Raw genomic sequence first — 17,065 nt, 5'->3', positions numbered from 1 at the left:
TCACTCCCCCGTTCCCGGGGTGGCGGCCAGCGCCTCGTCCACCGAGGGGAACAGCCCGATCCACGTGTCCAGGCCGGTACTGGTGAACGGCCTCGACGTCGCGGTCGACGTGGTGACCGCCCGCAGGCCGCGCTCGCCGAGCCGCCGGTGGGCGCCCGCCAGCACCTGCAGGCCCGCCGAGCTGAGGAACGAGACCCCGCCCAGGTCGACCACCAGCACGGCCGGGCCCTGGTCGACGACGCCGGCGACGACCTCGTCGAACTCCGGCGCGGTCACCAGGTCGATCTCGCCCGCCACGGCGATCACCACCGCGTCGCCGCGCCAGCGCACGGTGACCTGCAGGTCACCGCTCTCCTGGCGGGGGGCGGGAACATCCGGCGAAGAAGACGTCACAAATGCCTATCGTGCAGCAACAACCGCGCGCACGCCACCGGCTCAACGGGGCAGCTTGACGACAGTGACCCAGAAATCGTCGATCTGGCGCACGACCTCGACAAACCGGTCGAAGTCCACCGGCTTGGCCACGTAGGCGTTGGCGTGCAGGTCGTAACTGCGCAGGATGTCCTCCTCGGCCTCCGAGGTGGTCAGCACCACCACCGGGATGCACCGCAGCTCGGGCGCGGCCTTCACCTCGGCGAGCACCTCACGGCCGTCCTTGCGGGGCAGGTTGAGGTCCAGCAGGACCAGCCCCGGCCGCGGCGCGTCGGCGTACGGGCCCTCCTGCCGGAGGAACTGCAGCGCCTCGACGCCGTCGGACACCACGTACAGCGGGTTGCGGATCTTGTGGTGCTCGAACGCCTCCTGCGTCATCAGCACGTCGCCGGGGTCGTCCTCGACGAGCAGGATGTCGATGGGGGCAAGGCTCTCGGTCATGCGTCCTCGTTCTGGTTCTCGTTCTGGTTCTCGTTCTGGCTCTCGGCGGCGGGAACAAGCTTTGGATCCACAGTGGACTCGGCGGCCACGACGGGCAGGGTGAAGCGGAAGCGGCTGCCCCCGGTGTACCCGGTGTCCAGCCAGATGCGCCCGCCGTGGTGCTCGACGATCTTGCGGCACATCGCCAGCCCGATGCCGGTCCCGCTGTAGGCGGCCTTGCTGTGCAGCCGCTGGAAGATCGCGAAGATCCGGTCGGCGTACTGGTCCTCGATGCCGATCCCGTTGTCGGTGACGGAGAACAGCCACTCGTCACCGTCGCGCTCGGCTTCGACGCGGACCACGGGCGCCTCGTCGGCGTGGAACTTCAGCGCGTTGTTCACCAGGTTCTGCAGCACCGCGGTGAGCAACGACGCCTCGCCGCGCACCTCGGGCAGCTCGCCCCGTTCGACCCGGGCGCCGGTCTCCTCGATCACCGGCTCGAGGTTGCCGAGCGCCTCGTCGAGCAGCCGGCCCGTGTCGAGGACCACCGGCTCGGCGGTGCGCCGGCCGACGCGGGAGAACGAGAGCAGGTCGTTGATCAGGTTCTGCATCCGCTTCGCCCCGTCGACGGCGAAGGCGATGTACTGGTCGCCGCGCTCGTCGAGCTGGCCCTTGTACCGGCGTTCCAGCAGCTGGCAGAAGCTCGCCACCTTGCGCAACGGCTCCTGCAGGTCGTGCGAGGCGACGTACGCGAACTGCTCCAGGTCGGAGTTGGACCGCTCCAGCGCCTGCGTCCGGACGTCGAGCAGCGCGTGCGCACGCTCCAGCGCGCTGACCTCGTCGACGATCCGCTGCCGCATCGCTTCGACGTCCGCGCCCAGCTTCACCAGTTCGCGCGGCCCCGTGCCGTACACGGGGTGGTGCAGGTTGTCGTCCGACACCACCCGCACCTCCTCGGCCAGCCGCGTGATCGGCCGGGTGATGGCGCGGTGCAGCCACAGGTAGAGCAGCGCGAACAGGATCACCACCAGCACGGCGATCACGATCAGCAGCGCGGTGAGCACCTGGGCGGCGCGGTTCAGCGCGTCCCGGCCGGCGTTGCGGGCGACCGACAGGTGCGCGTCCATCGTCGCCAGGCTCGTGCGGACCTGGTCGAACAGCGTCTTGCCGTGGTCGGCCAGGTCCGGGGACGGCCGTCCGGCGCTGCCCTGGCCCGGCGCGGCGGCGACCTCCTGCCAGGCCTTCGCCGCCCGCAGCACGGCTTCGAGGTCGTTGCCGGCCTCCGTGTCCGGCGTCGCGCCGAGCCGGCGCAGCTCCTCCACCGCGTCGGACTGGGCCTGCCTGCCGTCGATGTAGGGCTGGAGGAAGTCGCGCTGCCCGGTCAGCAGGTACCCGCGGACGCCGGTCTCCTGGTTGAGCAACGCCTGCGACAAAGCGTTGGCCTGCAACAGTTGTGGCCCGGTCCGGTCCAGCAGCTGCGTGCGCGCGCTGGTGAGGTTGGCGAGCGCGATCCCGCCGCCGGCGAGCGCCGCGAGCAGCAGCACGGCTTCGAGCCCGGCGAGCAGCGTGACCCAGCGGCGGATCGGCCATCGCGATTCCGCGCCCGCGTACCGGTTCACGCGCCCTCCCGGGGGAGGTGCGTGAGCATGGCGAGGGCGACGTCGTCGTCGAGTGCGCCCGCGTTCAGCTCCTCGACGCGGGTGATCAGCTCGTCCAGCACCTCGCCGCGGTCGGCGTCGGGGCCGGCCTCACGCAGCAGCCGCAGGAGCAGCTCCGCCATCTTCTCGTGGCCGAGGCGCTCGGGGCCGTCGCCGACCCGGCCTTCGAAGACCCCGTCGGTGTAGAGCAGCAACGACCAGCCCGGCTCCAGCGCCACGTCGAGCGGATCCCAGCGCGCGTCCGGGATCACGCCGAGCGGCACGCCCAGCTTCGCCCCCGGCAGCAGGCGCCCGCCGCCGTCCCGGGTCGCGACCAGCGGCGGCGGGTGCCCCGCGAGGCTCATCCGCAGCGAAGCGCGGTCGGGCGCGACCTCGACCATGCACAGCGTCGCGAACAACGGCCGGATCCGCTCGTGGACCAGCACCCGCTCCACCGTGGCCAGCACCTCGGCCGTCGGCAGCCCCGCCAGCACCAGCGCGCGCCAGGCGATGCGCAGCGCGACGCCCAGCGCGGCCTCGTCCGGGCCGTGGCCGCAGACGTCGCCGATCACCAGCTGCACGGTGCCGTCGGCCCGTTCGATGGCGTCGTAGAAGTCGCCGCCGAGCAGGGAGCCGTTGCGGCCGGGCCGGTACTTGGCGGCCAGGCGCAGGCGTGGGTCGGTGAGCAACGGCGTCGGCAGCAGCCCGCGCTCCAGGCGCGAGTTCTCGCTGGCCAGCAGCTGCTGCTGGAGCAGCTGCTGCTCCACCTGCTCGGTGCGCTTGCGCTCCCAGGCGTACCGCAGCGCCTTGCCCAGCAGCGGCCCGTCGACCTGGTCCTTGCCCAGGTAGTCCTGGGCGCCGGCGGCGACCGCCGCGACCCCGGTCGCTTCGTCGTTCTGGCCGGTCAGGACCACCACGGCGGTGCCGGGCGCGTGCCGGAGCAGCCGGGTCAGCCCGGTCAGCCCCATCGCGTCCGGCAGCTGCAGGTCCAGCAGCACGCAGTCGGCGGCGACCGGCCCGGCGACGGCCTCGGCCAGCGTCCGCACCCGCGCGAGGGTGGTGGGGACCATCGCGTCGGCGAGCATCTCCTCGACGAGCAGCGCGTCGCCGTCGTCGTCCTCGATCAGCAGCACCCGCAGCCGGAAGCCCGGGGTGCCCAAGCGGGCGACGGGGGTCACCGGCATGGTGTCCCGCTCCAATGCGTTCGACAGAACGTCCAGCCTTTCCCGACCCGGCCCGGCCCCGGCCGATCGCCGGCGGCGCGGCGACGAGGCGGCGCGAAGGAAGCCCAGGCACGGGCCACATCCCGGGCTCGAAGGCTGTCGTTTCAACCTCCGCTCAGCCTAGCCCCGGGCACCACGATCGACCTATGCCCGGACGCGGGACCGGCCGGGGAATCCCGCTACACGGTGAACCGGTCCGGGTCGGCCGCCGCCCAGTCGGCGGCCCAGTCCGCCGGCGGCTCGGCGGTCAGCTGGCCGGGCGCGAGCCAGTCGTACAGCTCCGCGTACGAGCGGACGGTGTGCGGGTCGAGCCGGCGGCGCAGCATGTGCGGGGAAAGCTCCGCCGGGTCCGCGACGCCCATCGCGGCCATGATCCGCACGGCGCCTTCGACCGTCGAGGCCTGGTACCGCCGCACCCGCTCCGACTTGTCGCCGACGGCGAGCGCGCGGCCGCGGCGCGGGTCCTGGGTGGCGACGCCGACCGGGCACTTGTTCGTGTGGCAGCGCTGCGACTGGATGCAGCCGACGGCGAACATCATCGCCCGCGCCGCGTTCGTGTAGTCGGCGCCCTGCAGCAGCCGCTTGACGATGTCCGCGCCGGTGGCCACCTTCCCGCTGGCGCCCAGCCGGATCTTCTCGCGCAGGCCGGTCCCGACGAGTGCATTGTGGACGGTGATCAGGCCCTCGGTGAGCGGGGTGCCGAGGTGGTCGGCGAACTCCAGCGGCGCCGCCCCGGTGCCGCCCTCGGACCCGTCGACGACGATGAAGTCCGGCGTCACGCCCTCGTCCGCCATCGCCTTGCACAACGCCAGCACCTGCCGCCGCGAGCCGACGCACAGTTTGAACCCGGTCGGCTTGCCGCCCGCCAGCTCCCGCATCCGCGCGACGAACCGCACCAGCTCGCGCGGCGTCGAGAAAACCCGGTGGTACGGCGGGGAGATCACCGTCCGGCCCACCGGCACCTCGCGGACCCGGGCGATCTCGGCGTTGACCTTGCTGCCGGGCAGCACGCCGCCGATGCCGGGCTTGGCGCCCTGCGAGAGCTTGAGCGAGACGCACTTGACCGCGTCGTGGCCGGCCTTGTCCGCGAACGCGCTCGCGTCGAAGTCCCCGTCGGCCGTGCGGCAGCCGAAGTACCCGGTGCCGACCTCCCAGATCAGGTCGCCGCCGGCGCGCAGGTGGTACTCGCTCAGCCCGCCCTCGCCGGTGTCGTGGGCGAACCCGCCGAGCGCCGCGCCCCGGTTCAGGGCGAGGATCGCGTTCGACGACAACGCGCCGAAGCTCATCGCCGAGACGTTCAGCAGCGCCATGTCGTAGGGCTTCGTGCAGTCCGGCCCGCCGACACGCACGCGCGGCGGGGCCTCAGGTTCCTTCACCGGCGCCATCGAGTGCACCAGGAACTCGTAGCCGTCGGCGTACACGTCGCGCTCGGTGCCGAACGGCTCCTCCGCGTCCGTGCCCTTCGCGCGCTGGTAGACGATGCTGCGGACGTCACGGTCGTACGGGCGGCCGTCGAAATTGCGCTCCACGAAGTACTGCTGCAGCTCCGGCCGGATGCCCTCGAGCAGGAACCGGGCGTGCCCGAGCACCGGGTAGTTCCGCAGGATCGAGTGCCGGCGCTGGCCCAGGTCGTACACCCCGGTCACGGCGAGCGCGAGGAGCGGCCCGGCGAGGAACCACCACCACGGCGAGACCGCCACAACGAGCGCGACGCCGCCGAGTGCCACGAGTACGAGCAGCGCCACCGCGCCGAACCTCACCGCGCTGATTCTGACCACGGGGAGAAACTAGCCGCCGCCCCGCGTCCGCGCAGGTCGGCCCGCGCCACCAGGACTCGTGAGTGTTTATGACGGTTCTAACCGTCATAAACACTCACGAGCATTTTCCCGGAACCGCCCCGCCGCGCGGGACGTCTCTGTGACGCTGTCCGCAGGTTTGTCCGAGTACAGGAGCGCACGATGATCATCTGGGGTTACCGCACGAAGATGTTCCAGCTGGTGCTGGCGACCTTCCTCTGCGGGCAGTGCGGTTACCCGGCCGCGCACGCCGTGCTGAAGCGGGTCACGAAGTTCACGCTGTTCTTCATCCCGCTCTTCCCGATCAGCGTCAAGTACCTCACGCAGTGCACGCACTGCGGTGCCCAGAACCGGATCACCCGCGAACAGGCCGACCAGATCGTGGCGCAGCAGCAGGGCGGCCAGGGCCAGCCGGGCCAGTACCCGCAGCAGCAGCCGCAGAGCAGCCAGCCCCCGCAGCAGCACCAGGGTCACTGACAGGGCGGCGGTCCCTGAAGGCCACCTTCAGGGACCCGGATGCCCTCAAGGCCACCTTCAGGGCCCAAAATGCCCTCATGGTGGCCTTCAGGGACCGCGGGAAGCCCAGACCCGGGAAGCGTCAGTAGGCCAGGTTCGGCCGCAGCCAGCGCTCGATCTCGTCCAGTTCCAGGCCGCGCCGCCGGGCGTAGTCCTCGACCTGGTCGCGGCCGAGGCGGCCGACGGTGAAGTACCGCGAGCCCGGGTGGGCGAAGATCAGCCCGCTCACCGCGGCGGCCGGCATCATCGCGTACGACTCCGTGAGCTGGATGCCGAGGTTCTCCGCGTCCAGCAGCGTGAAGAGGTCCTGCTTCTCGCTGTGGTCCGGGCTGGCCGGGTAGCCGAGCGCCGGGCGGATGCCGCGGAAGCGCTCCGCGTGCAGGTCGGCCAGGTCCGGCTGGACGTCCGGCTCGAACCAGCGCCGCCGGGCCTCCAGGTGGATGTACTCGGCGAACGCCTCGGCGAGCCGGTCGGCCAGTGCCTTGACCATGATGGCGCGGTAGTCGTCGTTCTCGGCCTCGTAGTGCGTGGCCAGGGCGCCGGCGCCGTGGATGGCGACCGCGAAGCCGCCGAGGTGGTCGCCCTCGGGCGCGATGTAGTCGGCCAGGCAGCGGTTCGCGCGGCCTTCGGGCTTCTTCGTCTGCTGGCGCAGCATCGGGAAACTGAAGTCCGCGTACTCGCCGTCGAGCAGGATGTCGTCGCCCTCGGCGTGCGCGGGCCAGAAGCCGTACGTGCCGCGCGCGGTGAACGAGCCGTCCGCGATGATCTCGTCCAGCATCGTGTTCGCGTCGTCGAACAGCTCCCGCGCGACCGGCTGGTCGAGGATCGCCGGGTACTTGCCCTTCAGCTCCCAGGCGAGGAACAGGAACTGCCAGTCGACCATCTTGCGCAGCTCGGCGATCGGCGGCTCCAGCACCCGGACGCCGGTGAAGTCGGGCACCGGGATCTCGTCGAACGAGACCTCCTCCCGGTTCGCCCGGGCCTGCTCGACGGTCAGCAACGGGGTGCTGTGCCGGTTCTCGTGCTGCTCGCGCAGCCGCTGCTGCTCGGCGCGGTTCGCCGTGTCGAGGACGTCCGCGCGGTCGGTGTCGAGCAGGTCGGAGACCACGCCGACGACCCGTGACGCGTCGAGCACGTGGACCGTGGTGTGGTCGTAGGCCGGGGCGATCTTCACCGCGGTGTGCTGCTTGGACGTGGTGGCGCCGCCGATCAGCAGCGGCAGCTTCAGGCCGCGGCGCTGCATCTCGGTCGCGACGCTCGTCATCTCGTCGAGCGACGGGGTGATCAGCCCGGACAGGCCGACCGCGTCGGCGTTCTCGGCCACGGCGGTGTCCAGGATCTTCGCCGCGGGCACCATCACGCCGAGGTCGATCACCTCGTAGTTGTTGCAGCCCAGCACCACGCCGACGATGTTCTTGCCGATGTCGTGCACGTCGCCCTTCACCGTGGCGAGCACGACCTTGCCCTGGCCGCGGGAGGTGTCGATGCGGCCTTCGAGGCGCATCTTTTCCTTCTCCGCCTCCATGTACGGCTCCAGGTAAGCCACGGACCGCTTCATCACGCGCGCGCTCTTCACCACCTGCGGCAGGAACATCTTCCCGGCGCCGAACAGGTCGCCGACGATCTTCATGCCGTCCATCAGCGGGCCCTCGATGACCTGCAGGGGCCGCTCGAACGACTGCCGCGCTTCTTCCGTGTCGTCCTCGATGAAGTCGACGATGCCGTGCACGAGCGCGTGCGAAAGCCGCTTCGCCACCGGCGCCTCGCGCCAGGACAGGTCGACCACGCGCTTGGTGCCGCTGCCCTTCACGGTCTCGGCGAACTCGACCAGCCGGTCGGTCGCGTCCTCGCGGCGGTCGAAGATCACGTCCTCGACCAGCTCCAGCAGGTCCTTCGGGATGTCCTCGTACACGGCGAGCTGGCCGGCGTTGACGATGCCCATGTCGAGGCCCGCTCGCACCGCGTACAGCAGGAACGCCGAGTGCATCGCCTCGCGCACGACGTTGTTGCCACGGAAGGAGAACGACAGGTTCGAGATGCCGCCCGAGGTGTGCGCGCCCGGACAGCGTTCCTTGATCCGCGGCAGCGCCTCCAGGAACGCCTTCGCGTAGCCGTTGTGCTCGCTGATGCCGGTGGCCACGGCCAGCACGTTGGGGTCGAAGATGATGTCCTCGCCCGCGAACCCGGCTTTCTGGGTGAGCAGGTCGTACGCCCGGCCGCAGATGCTGACCTTGCGCTCGGCGGTGTCGGCCTGGCCCTGCTCGTCGAACGCCATCACCACGACGCCCGCGCCGTAGTCGCGGATGCGGCGGGCCTGCTCCAGGAACGGGCCCTCGCCCTCCTTGAGGCTGATGGAGTTGACCACGCCCTTGCCCTGCAGGCAGCGCAGGCCGGCTTCGAGCACGCGCCAGCGGGAGCTGTCGACCATCACCGGGATGCGCGCGACCTCGGGCTCGGTGGCGATGAGGTTGAGGAAGGTGGTCATCGCCTCCTCGGACTCGAGCAGGTCGGCGTCCATGTTCACGTCCAGCAGGTTCGCGCCACCGCGCACCTGCTCCAGCGCGACGTCGACGGCGGCCTGGTGGTCGCCGCCCTCGATCAGGCGGCGGAACTTCGCCGAGCCCGTCACGTTGGTGCGCTCGCCGATCATCACGAACCCGGTGTCGGCGGTGATCTTGAACGGCTCCAGCCCGCTGAAGCGCGTCCGGTGCGCGGGGTCGGGCACCACGCGCGGCGGGAGGCCCTTGACCGCCTCGGCGATCTTCGCGATGTGCGCGGGCGAGGTGCCGCAGCAGCCGCCGACGATGTTGACCAGGCCGGCGCCGGCGAACTCGCCGAGCATGCCGCCGGTCTCCTCCGGCGTCTGGTCGTAGCCGCCGAACGCGTTGGGCAGGCCCGCGTTCGGGTGGCACGCGGTGTAGGTGCCCGCGATCTTCGCCAGCTCCTCGACGTGCGGGCGCATTTCCTGGGCCCCGAGCGAGCAGTTCACGCCGACGACCAGCGGCTCGGCGTGCGCGATGGAGCTCCAGAACGCTTCGACAGTTTGGCCCGAGAGCGTGCGGCCGCTCAGGTCGACGATCGTCACGGAGATCCACAGCGGCAGCTCCGGCGCGACCTCGCGGGCGGCGGTGATCGCGGCCTTGGCGTTGAGGGTGTCGAAGATGGTCTCGATCAGCAGCAGGTCGACCCCGCCGTCGGCGAGCGCCTTGATCTGCTCGGCGTAGGAGGCCTTCACCTGCTCGTAGGTGACCGCGCGGTACGCCGGGTCCTCGACGCGCGGCGAGAGCGAGAGCGTGACGTTCAGCGGGCCGATGGAGCCGGCCACGAACCGGCCGCCGAACTCGTCGGCCGCCTGACGGGCCAGCGCCACGGCGCGCAGGTTCATCTCGCGCACGTGGTCCTGGAGGCCGTAGTCGGCCTGGCCGATGCTGGTGGCGGTGAAGGTGTTGGTGGTGGTGACGTCCGCGCCCGCGGCCAGGTACTGCCGGTGCACGTCGAGGATCACGTCGGGGCGGGTGAGGTTGAGCAGGTCCGGGTCGCCGGTGACGTCCTTCTCGTGGCCTTCGAGCCACTCGTCGCGGTAGTCGGCCGGCGTGAGGCCGGCCCCCTGCAGCATCGTGCCCCAAGCGCCGTCGAGGACGACGATCCGCTCGTCGAGCAGGTCCCGCAGGCTCTGCGACATACCGGCCACCTCCGTATCGGTCACGGAGGCGCCCTTTCACGAACGGAGCGGCCGAGCGTGGCGGACCGCCTGGTCCGTTGCAGCGCCTCTCGACCTGGCTGTCAAGACTACCGGACGGCGCCACCACGGGGCAGCCGCGTTCACCCGGCGAGACAGCCGGTCACGACGGATCACTCACAGAGTGGGGCGCCGCGCCATTTCCAGCCTATGCGCCTCGGCCGCCCCGGCAGCTCGATCCGGCCCGCGCACCAGCGCAGCGCCTGCCAAGCGTCGCCTTCGACGTCCTGTTCCGGGAACAGCCGCGCGAGCACGCGGGCACACACGTCGCGCGGCGGGTCGATCGCCTCCGGCACGCCGAGGCCGGTGGCGATGTCCTCACCGTGCATCAGCGCTTCGACGCACCCCATGGCGGCGAAGCCCTCGGCGTCCGCTCGCCCGGTCGGGTGATACGCGCGGACGTCCGGGCCGGTCGCCCGCACCGCCGCGGCGAGCAGCCGCCCGCCGGTGAGCGCGACGTCGAGCGCCTCGGCGTTCGAGGCGCCGTCCTCCACCGTGCCCAGCAGCCGCACGTACTGGCCGGCCGGCGCGGTGACCAGCTGGGCGGCGTAGGAGAGCAGGCAGTCGCCGACGTGCTCGGCGGTGTGCCGGCAGTCCCACTCGACGTCCCCGGCCGGCCGCGTCCAGTCCCGGTCGACGACCGGCCGGAGCGCGTGGTCGAAACAGCCGAGGACAACGTCGAGATCCGCTGCGGTCACCGTCATGGCGGACATCCTGCCGGAGCCGGGTCCAGCAGGCCGCGTGGTGCCCTGAAGGCCACCATGAGGGACCTACATGCCCTCATGGTGGCCTTCAGGGCACCTTGAAGCCGCTCCAGAACGCACAGCGGTGATCCGCGGCGAAGGACGTCGTCACCGCGGCGCCGTCCGGGCGGAACGACTGCACGGCGCCGAACCGCGGCCAGTCCGGCGGGGTGCCCGAGCGCACGAACCCGGTCCACTTGCCGATCATCTGGCCCGAAAGCCGTTGCTGCGCCGGGGTGAGCAGGCCGGCCTGGCCGTCGAGGCGGAAGAGGTACGGCAGCTCGAACGTGTGCGCCGCGCCGAGCGGGAACGGCGCGTGGATCGTGGCGGCGGCCGGTGACGTCGGGTCGTCGAACTCGTACGCCCACACCGGCGCCCGCGCGGCCAGCGCCGTCGCCACGTCCTGCGCGGCGCACGCGAAACCACTGTCGGTGACGGCCGCTGCGTACGCACGCGAAGCGTCACCGCCGAATGAAGCCAGCGGGTAGTGCGAAGCCACCGACGCGCCGTCGCCGAACACGTGGGCCAGCGCCGCGACGTAACCGTCCGGCGTCACGGGCTTCTTCGTGGCCGCGACCTGCTCCGCGAGGAAGTAGGTGAACTCGTCGTGCGTCGTGCCCACCACCACCGGCACCGGCACGGCCGCCCCGCGGCGGAACCCGTCGAGCGGGGGCACCGGCAGTACCGAGCCGCCCACCACCGGGCCGGGCATGCCGATCCCGGCGATGGCGAAGAACTGCGGCGCGTCCACCAGGTCCGCGACGGGCAGCTCGCGCAGGCAGGCCGCCGCCGTCGCCCGGTCGGCGCAGCCGTGCCGGCTCGTGTAGTCCACACTGGACTTGACCGCCCCGGCCAGCGTCGCCTGCGCCTGGCACGGTCCACTTTGGATCACGGCGGCGCGGAACAGCCCGCGTGAGCCCGGCGCCACCAGGTGGTCGCACACCGACATGCCGCCCGCGGACTCACCGGCGATCGTCACGGCCCCGGGGTCGCCGCCGAAGGCTTCGATGTTGTCCCGCACCCAGCGCAGGGCCTGCTGCTGGTCCTGCAGGCCGTAGTTCCCGGCGTCGCCGGAAGGCGCCAGCGCGGGGTCGGCCAGGAAGCCCAGGGTGCCGAGCCGGTAGTTGACCGTGACGACGACCTCGTCGCCGCGCGTGGCCAGGTCCCGCGCGTCGTAACGGTCCCCGCCGCCGTTCAGGAACGCGCCGCCGTGGATCCACACCAGCACCGGGCGCCGGGTCGCGGCCTTCGGCGTCCAGACGTTCAGGGACAGGCAGTCCTCGCTCGTGGCCGCCCCGTCGGAGGGCTTCTGCTGCGGGCACCGCGGCCCGGGCTTCGTCGCGTCGCGCTCGCCGAGCCACGGCGACGGCGCGGCGGGCGGCTGCCAGCGCCGGTCCCCGACCGGCGCCGCGGCGTACGGGATGCCCTGGAACAGCCGGTAGTCCTGGGCGACGGTGCCGCGCACCTGGCCCGACGTCGTCGGCACGACCTCTCCCCCGCCCACGGCCGCGTCGGACGAAGCGCAGGCCGAGGCGGCCAGCAGGACGAAAACAACCACCACGAACCGCACAGGTGAACGGTAGAGCGCCCGGCTTGATCCACTCGGGCCGGGGGCAGGGGGAACCGCGGGGCCGGGCCGCTCCGGCGGCGGCACCTTCAGGCGGCCGACCGCTCGGGCACGCGGAGCAGGCGCGGGGCCGGTTCCAGAGCCGGTTTCGCGGCGGATTCCGGGGCCGGTTCCCGAGCGGCTTGCCGAGCCGGTTGCGCAGCCGTCCGGCGCAGGCCGCCGAGCCAGCGCATGAGCAGCAGCGCGCCACCGGGCAGGCTGGACACCAGGCCGAGTACGCCGTAGACCACGGCCACCGTCAAGCCCAGCTGCGCGCCGAGCCCGGCCGCGCCGAACGCCAGCGCCGCGACGCCTTCCCGCGGCCCGAAGCCGCCGACGTTCACCGGCAGGCCCATCGCCAGCAGCGCGAGCACCAGCAACGGCAGCACGGTCGTGAGCGGCGCCGTCACCCCGGCGGCCCGCGCGGCGACGACGAACAGGGCCAGGTGCCCGGCGAGCGCGAGCAGCGAAAGCGCCGTCACCCGCGGCCAGACGCCCAGGCCGAGCAGCCCGGCGCGCACGTCGGCCATCGAGACGGCGAACGCGCGCCGCCACCGTGACGGGCTCTCCAGCCACCGCGGCCCGCTGCCGAACGCCACCGCGAGCACCACCACGGCGCCCGCCAGCACGGCCGCGCCGGACCCGGTGAGCACGTCGTGCGCCACCGGCGGCAGCACCGTCGGGCGGAAGACCAGCACAGCCACCCCGGCGGCGACCACCACGACCTGACCGGCGGTCCGCTCCAGCACCACGGCTCGCACGCCGCGGCCGACGTCACCGGATCTGCGCCCGTGCTGCACGGCGCGGTGGACGTCGCCGAGCACGCCGGCCGGCAGCACGCCGTTGAGGAACTGCGCGCGGTAGTAGTCGCCCACCGCGTCGCGCATCGGGAGCCGCAACCCGAGCCGCGAGGCCACCAGCCTCCAGCGCCAGGCGCTCGCCACCGTGGTCAGCAGGCCCAGCGCGAGCGCGGCGAACAGCGGCCACGGGCCGATCACGCGCAGCCCGTCGAGGAACGCGCCGGTGCCCAGCCGCCAGGCCAGCACGCCGATGATGGCGAAGCCGCCGAGGAGCCGGAACCACACCCAGAACGTGCGCATCTCTCAAGCCACCTCGATCGGAGCGGAACGGAAACGGGCGAGGACTTCGGTCAGCCGGCGGGCGGCGCCGTCCCAGTCCTCCAGGGTTCCGGCGCGGGCCAGTGCGGAGGCGCGAAGACGGTCTCGCAGGCCGGCGTCGTCCGACCAACGGCGCAGGGCGCGAGCCAGCGCGCCGACGTCGCCGGGCGGCACGAGCAGGCCGGGCACAGTGCCGTCGGGCGCGGTGCCGAGCGCGTCGCGGACCCCGCCGACGTCGGTGGCCAGCACGGGGATGCCGCGCGCGAGCGCCTCGGTGACGACCATGCCGTAGGTCTCGGCGTGGGACGGGAGCACCAGCAGGTCCGCGGCGTCGTACGTGGCGTCGAGGTCGGCGCCGGACCTGGGCCCGGTCAGCCGGACGCGCCCGTCGAGGCCGAGGCGCTTGACGGTCCAGTGCAGCTCGTCGGCGTAGTCCGGTTCGCGGGTGAGCGAGCCGACGCACTCGGCCGTGAGCGCGTCCACCTGGGACAGCGCCTCCACGAGCAGGTCCTGCGCCTTGCGCGGCGTCACTGCGGCGACGCACAGCAGCCGGGAAACGCCGTCCGACCCGGACGCCAGCGGCGCGCGGTCAGTGCCCGGCCACACCACGTGCACGCGGGACGGGTCGAGTTCGTGGCGGTGGACCAGGTCCCGCGCCGCGGCCGAACTGGTGGCGACGACGAGCCCGGCCAGCCGCAGCGTCTCGCGCTCGCGGCCCTCCAACTCGGCGGCACGCCCCGGTTCAAGCCCGGTTTCATCGGCCAGCGGCAGGTGGACGAGCACGCCGAGCCGCAGCCGCCGCGCGTGCGGGGCGAGGATCTCGGGCACCCCGCAGGCCACCAGCCCGTCGAGCAGCACGGTGGCCCGCTCCGGCAGCTCGGCGAGCGAACGGGCCAGCCGCGCCCGCGCCGTCGGCCCCGGCTCGGGCCAGCTCCCGGGCACCGCCAGCTCCAGCACGGACGTCCCGGCGCCCGGCAGGCTCCCGCACATCCGGCGGTCGTAGGTGTTGCCACCGCTGGGCTCGGTCAGGTCGTCGACGTTGCCCGGCAGCACCAAGACCACCGGCCCTTCATCGTGGAAACGCACCCTGACCTCCCTGCCCGTTCGTCCTCACCTCACCACACGGACGGGCGGCCCCGCTGGTTCACCACCGGCTGTTCCAGGAGGTTGACCTGCACGTTTAGCCCTCGCGGCCGGTCGGGTACCCGTCTGCCGACGAAAGGAGCCGATCATGCCGCAGCAAACCTGGAACACCAAGCGCGAGCGCCAGTACGAGCACATCAAAGATTCCAGCGCGAGTACGGCGTGAGTACCGGCCGCGCCGAGAAGATCGCCGCCCGCACGGTGAACAAGAACCGCGCCCAATCGGGCGAGTACCGCCAGGGCCCGGGTGGCCCGACGAAGGACCAGCTCTACAACGAAGCCAGGCAGCGCAACATCCACGGCCGCTCGACCATGTCGAAGCAGGAGCTGAAAAACGCGCTGGGCAAGTGATCCCGCCACCCGACAGGGTTCCATCACGGCCAAACCCTCAGGGCCCGATGGGGTGTGCCGCCGCGACGGGCTGTCACGAATACGGCTGCTCCCCGAAGCACTGGTGCCCGAAGGGGATGACCGCAAGCGGGCGGCGGGTGAGGTGGACGGGGGCACCGGACTTGCGGTGCCCGTCCGCCGCACGATCGGGGCAGGACCCTGAACGGGCGGCCACCGTAGACGGGTGCCGGTCGGCCCGGGTGCACTGGGTGACGCAACGGTTCCAAGTTTTCCGAAAGGAACGATCTGACATGCGTGTGCGCACTGCCTTGCTCGTTGTCGCCAGTGTTTGCAGTTTCGGCGTTGCCGTCCCGGCAGTCGCGTCAGCGGCCGAAGGAGACTTCACCTACCGTTACTACGACGAGGACGGCATGATTCAAAGCGGGGCGCTGGCAGACCCGCCGAGCGGCGTGTGCCTGGACATTCCGGAAGTCATCGACTTCTACGACCAGCACGCCTTCCGGCCGCACAACAAAACCGACTCGTCCGCGACCGTGTTCAAAAACGGGAACTGCGAAGGCGACGCCTATTACACGCTGAAGGCCGGTGGCCGGGCCTCGGATCGGCTGCTGATCAGGTCCGTCGTCTTCAGCTGATCCCACCGCGGAGCGCCCTGACCACCGGCCTCGCCGGGAAGCCATGAGCCTCCCGGCCAGGCCGGGTTCACGCCCGGATCAGCGCGGCCCGATCAGGAAAGCCACCCGGGCCGCTTCTTCCCCCGCAACCGCCGCCAGGCCCGCACGAATCCATCCCGATGCCCCACCGCGGCCCCCTCGCCCCGCCCGAACAGCACCCCGAACGTGAACGTGTTCTCGCCATCCCCGAACCCCGTGATCCCCAGCCGGTACAACACTTCCCGGCTCACCACGACATCCTGGTGCCGCCCCAGCTCCCGCAGCACGCCCTTCACCCGCTTGCGCCAATCCCCCACCTTCTCCACCGGCCGGACCACGTCCAGCGCGTACCGGACCCGCTTGGCCTTCTTCCGCACGCCGTGCAGCGCGACCTCGCGCTCCGTCCAGGAAAGCCCCCGCGCCGCCTTCTCCGCCCGCTCCATCTTCCGTACGGCCTGACGCACCGGCTTCCGCAATCCCTTGCGCGCAGGCTTTCCCGCTGCTGCGGTCAACGGCGGCTCCGCCAGCACCGAATCAAGGGAACGCAGCAACCGCAGGTACCGCTTGCCGTCAACCGTCTCCACCACCCGTTCCCGCGCAACGGCCTGCTCCCGCGCGAAGTACCGCGTCACGTACTGCCGCACCGGGCCCACCACCAGCTCAGGCGGCAACCGGTCCACGCCCGCGGCCACCAGCTCCGCGGAGACCTCCAGGTCCCGCGCCGGGCCCAGCCGCTGCCCCAGCCACTTCAGCTCGGTCACCAGCTCCGCCGTCGCCGAACCATCCACAATGGACCCGAACGTCCGCAGCGCGCTCCGCAGCTTCCGCACGGCCACGCGCATCTGGTGCACGGAGTCGTCGGCGTCCCGCCGCACGCCCACGTCCGCCTGACGCAACCGGTCGGCCTGCTCCCGCAGGTACCCGGCCACCACGGTGCCCGCGTCGGGCCGTTTGGCCGGCTTCTTCCGCGCGGGCACCCGGTCCCCGATCAAGCGACGCAGCTTTGACGGCCACGGTGACGCCTTCGCGCCCGCGCCGGTCAGCGCGCGTCCCAGCTCGTCGAGCACACCCGGCGCGGCCTCGGGGGCCAGCTCGATTTCCAGCTCCCGCCAACGGTCCAGCCGGGCGGAGTCGCCGCCCGCCTCGCCGGTCACGTGGTCGTCGGTGAGTGTCGCGACCGCATGCCCGTCGCTGTCGGTGAGCTGGTGCGCGAAGCGGTCGGTCTTGAGGTGCGCGATCGGCACCAGCTTGTGGCCCAACGTATACGCGAGCACGAGCCGCGCAAGCTCCTTCGGCACCTTCAGCTCGTCGGCGCCGAGTGCGACGTTCAGCTCCTCACGCGTGTCCGGGCCGATCGGCAGCTTGAGGTGCCACCCCGCGTCTTCGCCGCCGGTGCGCCGCCGGAGCGTGATTCCCGCCCGGGCCAGCGCGAAGCCGGCGGTGTCGTAGTAGGTGGCGTCCAGGACGTGCTCGGCGGGCGCTTCCTGGCTGCGGACTGGGCCGGCGCCGACGAGCCTCGGGATCCCGGTCGTCTCGCTGATCTCGTACTTGCGCTCGCGCTCGATCCCCGCGGCCGGACCTCTCATGCGTGTGGCTCCTCGTATTTGTCAGTTTCTCTTCCCTGCGGGGTACCCACGATCAGGTGAGCCGCACCTCGACGATTCACCTTTCCGTGGCCGGGTACCCCG

13 protein-coding genes and 1 pseudogene are annotated in these 17,065 nt (G+C 72.0%); 3 read left to right on the top strand and 11 right to left on the bottom strand.

The annotated features are described in order from the left end of the window. The 5 genes from OG943_RS04425 to OG943_RS04405 form a co-directional block, all read right to left on the bottom strand. Positions 1 to 393, bottom strand: coding sequence for an STAS domain-containing protein (locus OG943_RS04425; protein WP_328608374.1), 393 nt, complete (start codon positions 391 to 393; stop codon positions 1 to 3). Positions 394 to 435: 42 nt separating this feature from the next. Then, positions 436 to 873, bottom strand: a complete 438-nt coding sequence (locus tag OG943_RS04420) for a response regulator (protein ID WP_328608373.1) — start codon at positions 871 to 873, stop codon at positions 436 to 438. After that, positions 870 to 2,471 (bottom strand): ATP-binding protein, encoded by a 1,602-nt coding sequence (locus tag OG943_RS04415; protein ID WP_328608372.1) that lies wholly within the window; start codon positions 2,469 to 2,471, stop codon positions 870 to 872. Before OG943_RS04415 ends, OG943_RS04420 begins: the two co-directional genes overlap by 4 nt. After that, positions 2,468 to 3,673: a PP2C family protein-serine/threonine phosphatase gene (locus OG943_RS04410; protein ID WP_328608371.1), complete on the bottom strand. Its 1,206-nt coding sequence runs from the start codon at positions 3,671 to 3,673 to the stop codon at positions 2,468 to 2,470. Before OG943_RS04410 ends, OG943_RS04415 begins: the two co-directional genes overlap by 4 nt. Before the next feature lie 218 nt (positions 3,674 to 3,891). Then, on the bottom strand, positions 3,892 to 5,490 hold the full coding sequence (locus OG943_RS04405) for an FMN-binding glutamate synthase family protein (RefSeq protein ID WP_442874688.1): 1,599 nt from the start codon (positions 5,488 to 5,490) through the stop codon (positions 3,892 to 3,894). Positions 5,491 to 5,670: 180 nt separating this feature from the next. On the opposite strand from OG943_RS04405, the gene OG943_RS04400 reads away from it, so the two are divergent. Next, positions 5,671 to 5,985 (top strand): zinc-ribbon domain-containing protein, encoded by a 315-nt coding sequence (locus OG943_RS04400; protein WP_328608370.1) that lies wholly within the window; start codon positions 5,671 to 5,673, stop codon positions 5,983 to 5,985. A 121-nt stretch (positions 5,986 to 6,106) separates the two neighbouring features. Here OG943_RS04400 and metH read toward each other — a convergent pair whose 3' ends face one another. The 5 genes from metH to OG943_RS04375 all read right to left on the bottom strand — a co-directional run bounded on the left by metH (position 6,107) and on the right by OG943_RS04375 (position 14,316). Further along, complete coding sequence (gene metH, locus OG943_RS04395) at positions 6,107 to 9,706, bottom strand: methionine synthase (RefSeq protein WP_328611999.1); 3,600 nt, start codon at positions 9,704 to 9,706, stop codon at positions 6,107 to 6,109. A 170-nt stretch (positions 9,707 to 9,876) separates the two neighbouring features. Beyond that, positions 9,877 to 10,467, bottom strand: a complete 591-nt coding sequence (locus tag OG943_RS04390; protein ID WP_328608369.1) for a maleylpyruvate isomerase N-terminal domain-containing protein — start codon at positions 10,465 to 10,467, stop codon at positions 9,877 to 9,879. An 88-nt stretch (positions 10,468 to 10,555) separates the two neighbouring features. Then, positions 10,556 to 12,076 carry a carboxylesterase/lipase family protein gene (locus OG943_RS04385; RefSeq protein ID WP_328608368.1) on the bottom strand — a complete coding sequence of 507 codons (1,521 nt, stop codon included), beginning with the start codon at positions 12,074 to 12,076 and terminating at the stop codon, positions 10,556 to 10,558. A gap of 86 nt (positions 12,077 to 12,162) precedes the next feature. Continuing rightward, positions 12,163 to 13,212, bottom strand: a complete 1,050-nt coding sequence (locus OG943_RS04380) for a lysylphosphatidylglycerol synthase transmembrane domain-containing protein (protein ID WP_328608367.1) — start codon at positions 13,210 to 13,212, stop codon at positions 12,163 to 12,165. Positions 13,213 to 13,215: 3 nt separating this feature from the next. Next, positions 13,216 to 14,316, bottom strand: a complete 1,101-nt coding sequence (locus OG943_RS04375) for a glycosyltransferase family 4 protein (RefSeq protein WP_328608366.1) — start codon at positions 14,314 to 14,316, stop codon at positions 13,216 to 13,218. A gap of 145 nt (positions 14,317 to 14,461) precedes the next feature. Between OG943_RS04375 and OG943_RS04370 the strand changes: the two are divergent. Next, positions 14,462 to 14,724 (top strand): annotated as a pseudogene (locus OG943_RS04370) (plasmid stabilization protein). 290 nt (positions 14,725 to 15,014) lie between these two features. Then, complete coding sequence (locus OG943_RS04365; protein WP_328608365.1) at positions 15,015 to 15,359, top strand: hypothetical protein; 345 nt, start codon at positions 15,015 to 15,017, stop codon at positions 15,357 to 15,359. Between the two features lie 92 nt (positions 15,360 to 15,451). Here OG943_RS04365 and OG943_RS04360 read toward each other — a convergent pair whose 3' ends face one another. Continuing rightward, entirely contained in the window at positions 15,452 to 16,963 is a 1,512-nt protein-coding gene (locus tag OG943_RS04360) for a CYTH and CHAD domain-containing protein (RefSeq protein ID WP_328608364.1), read from the bottom strand. Positions 16,964 to 17,065: the final 102 nt, after the last annotated feature.

The organism is Amycolatopsis sp. NBC_00345, from assembly GCF_036116635.1.
In the GTDB taxonomy this organism is placed as follows: Bacteria; Actinomycetota; Actinomycetes; order Mycobacteriales; family Pseudonocardiaceae; genus Amycolatopsis.
Note: the sequence above shows the minus strand (reverse complement) of the source record. Positions and strands in the feature narration are given on the sequence as shown.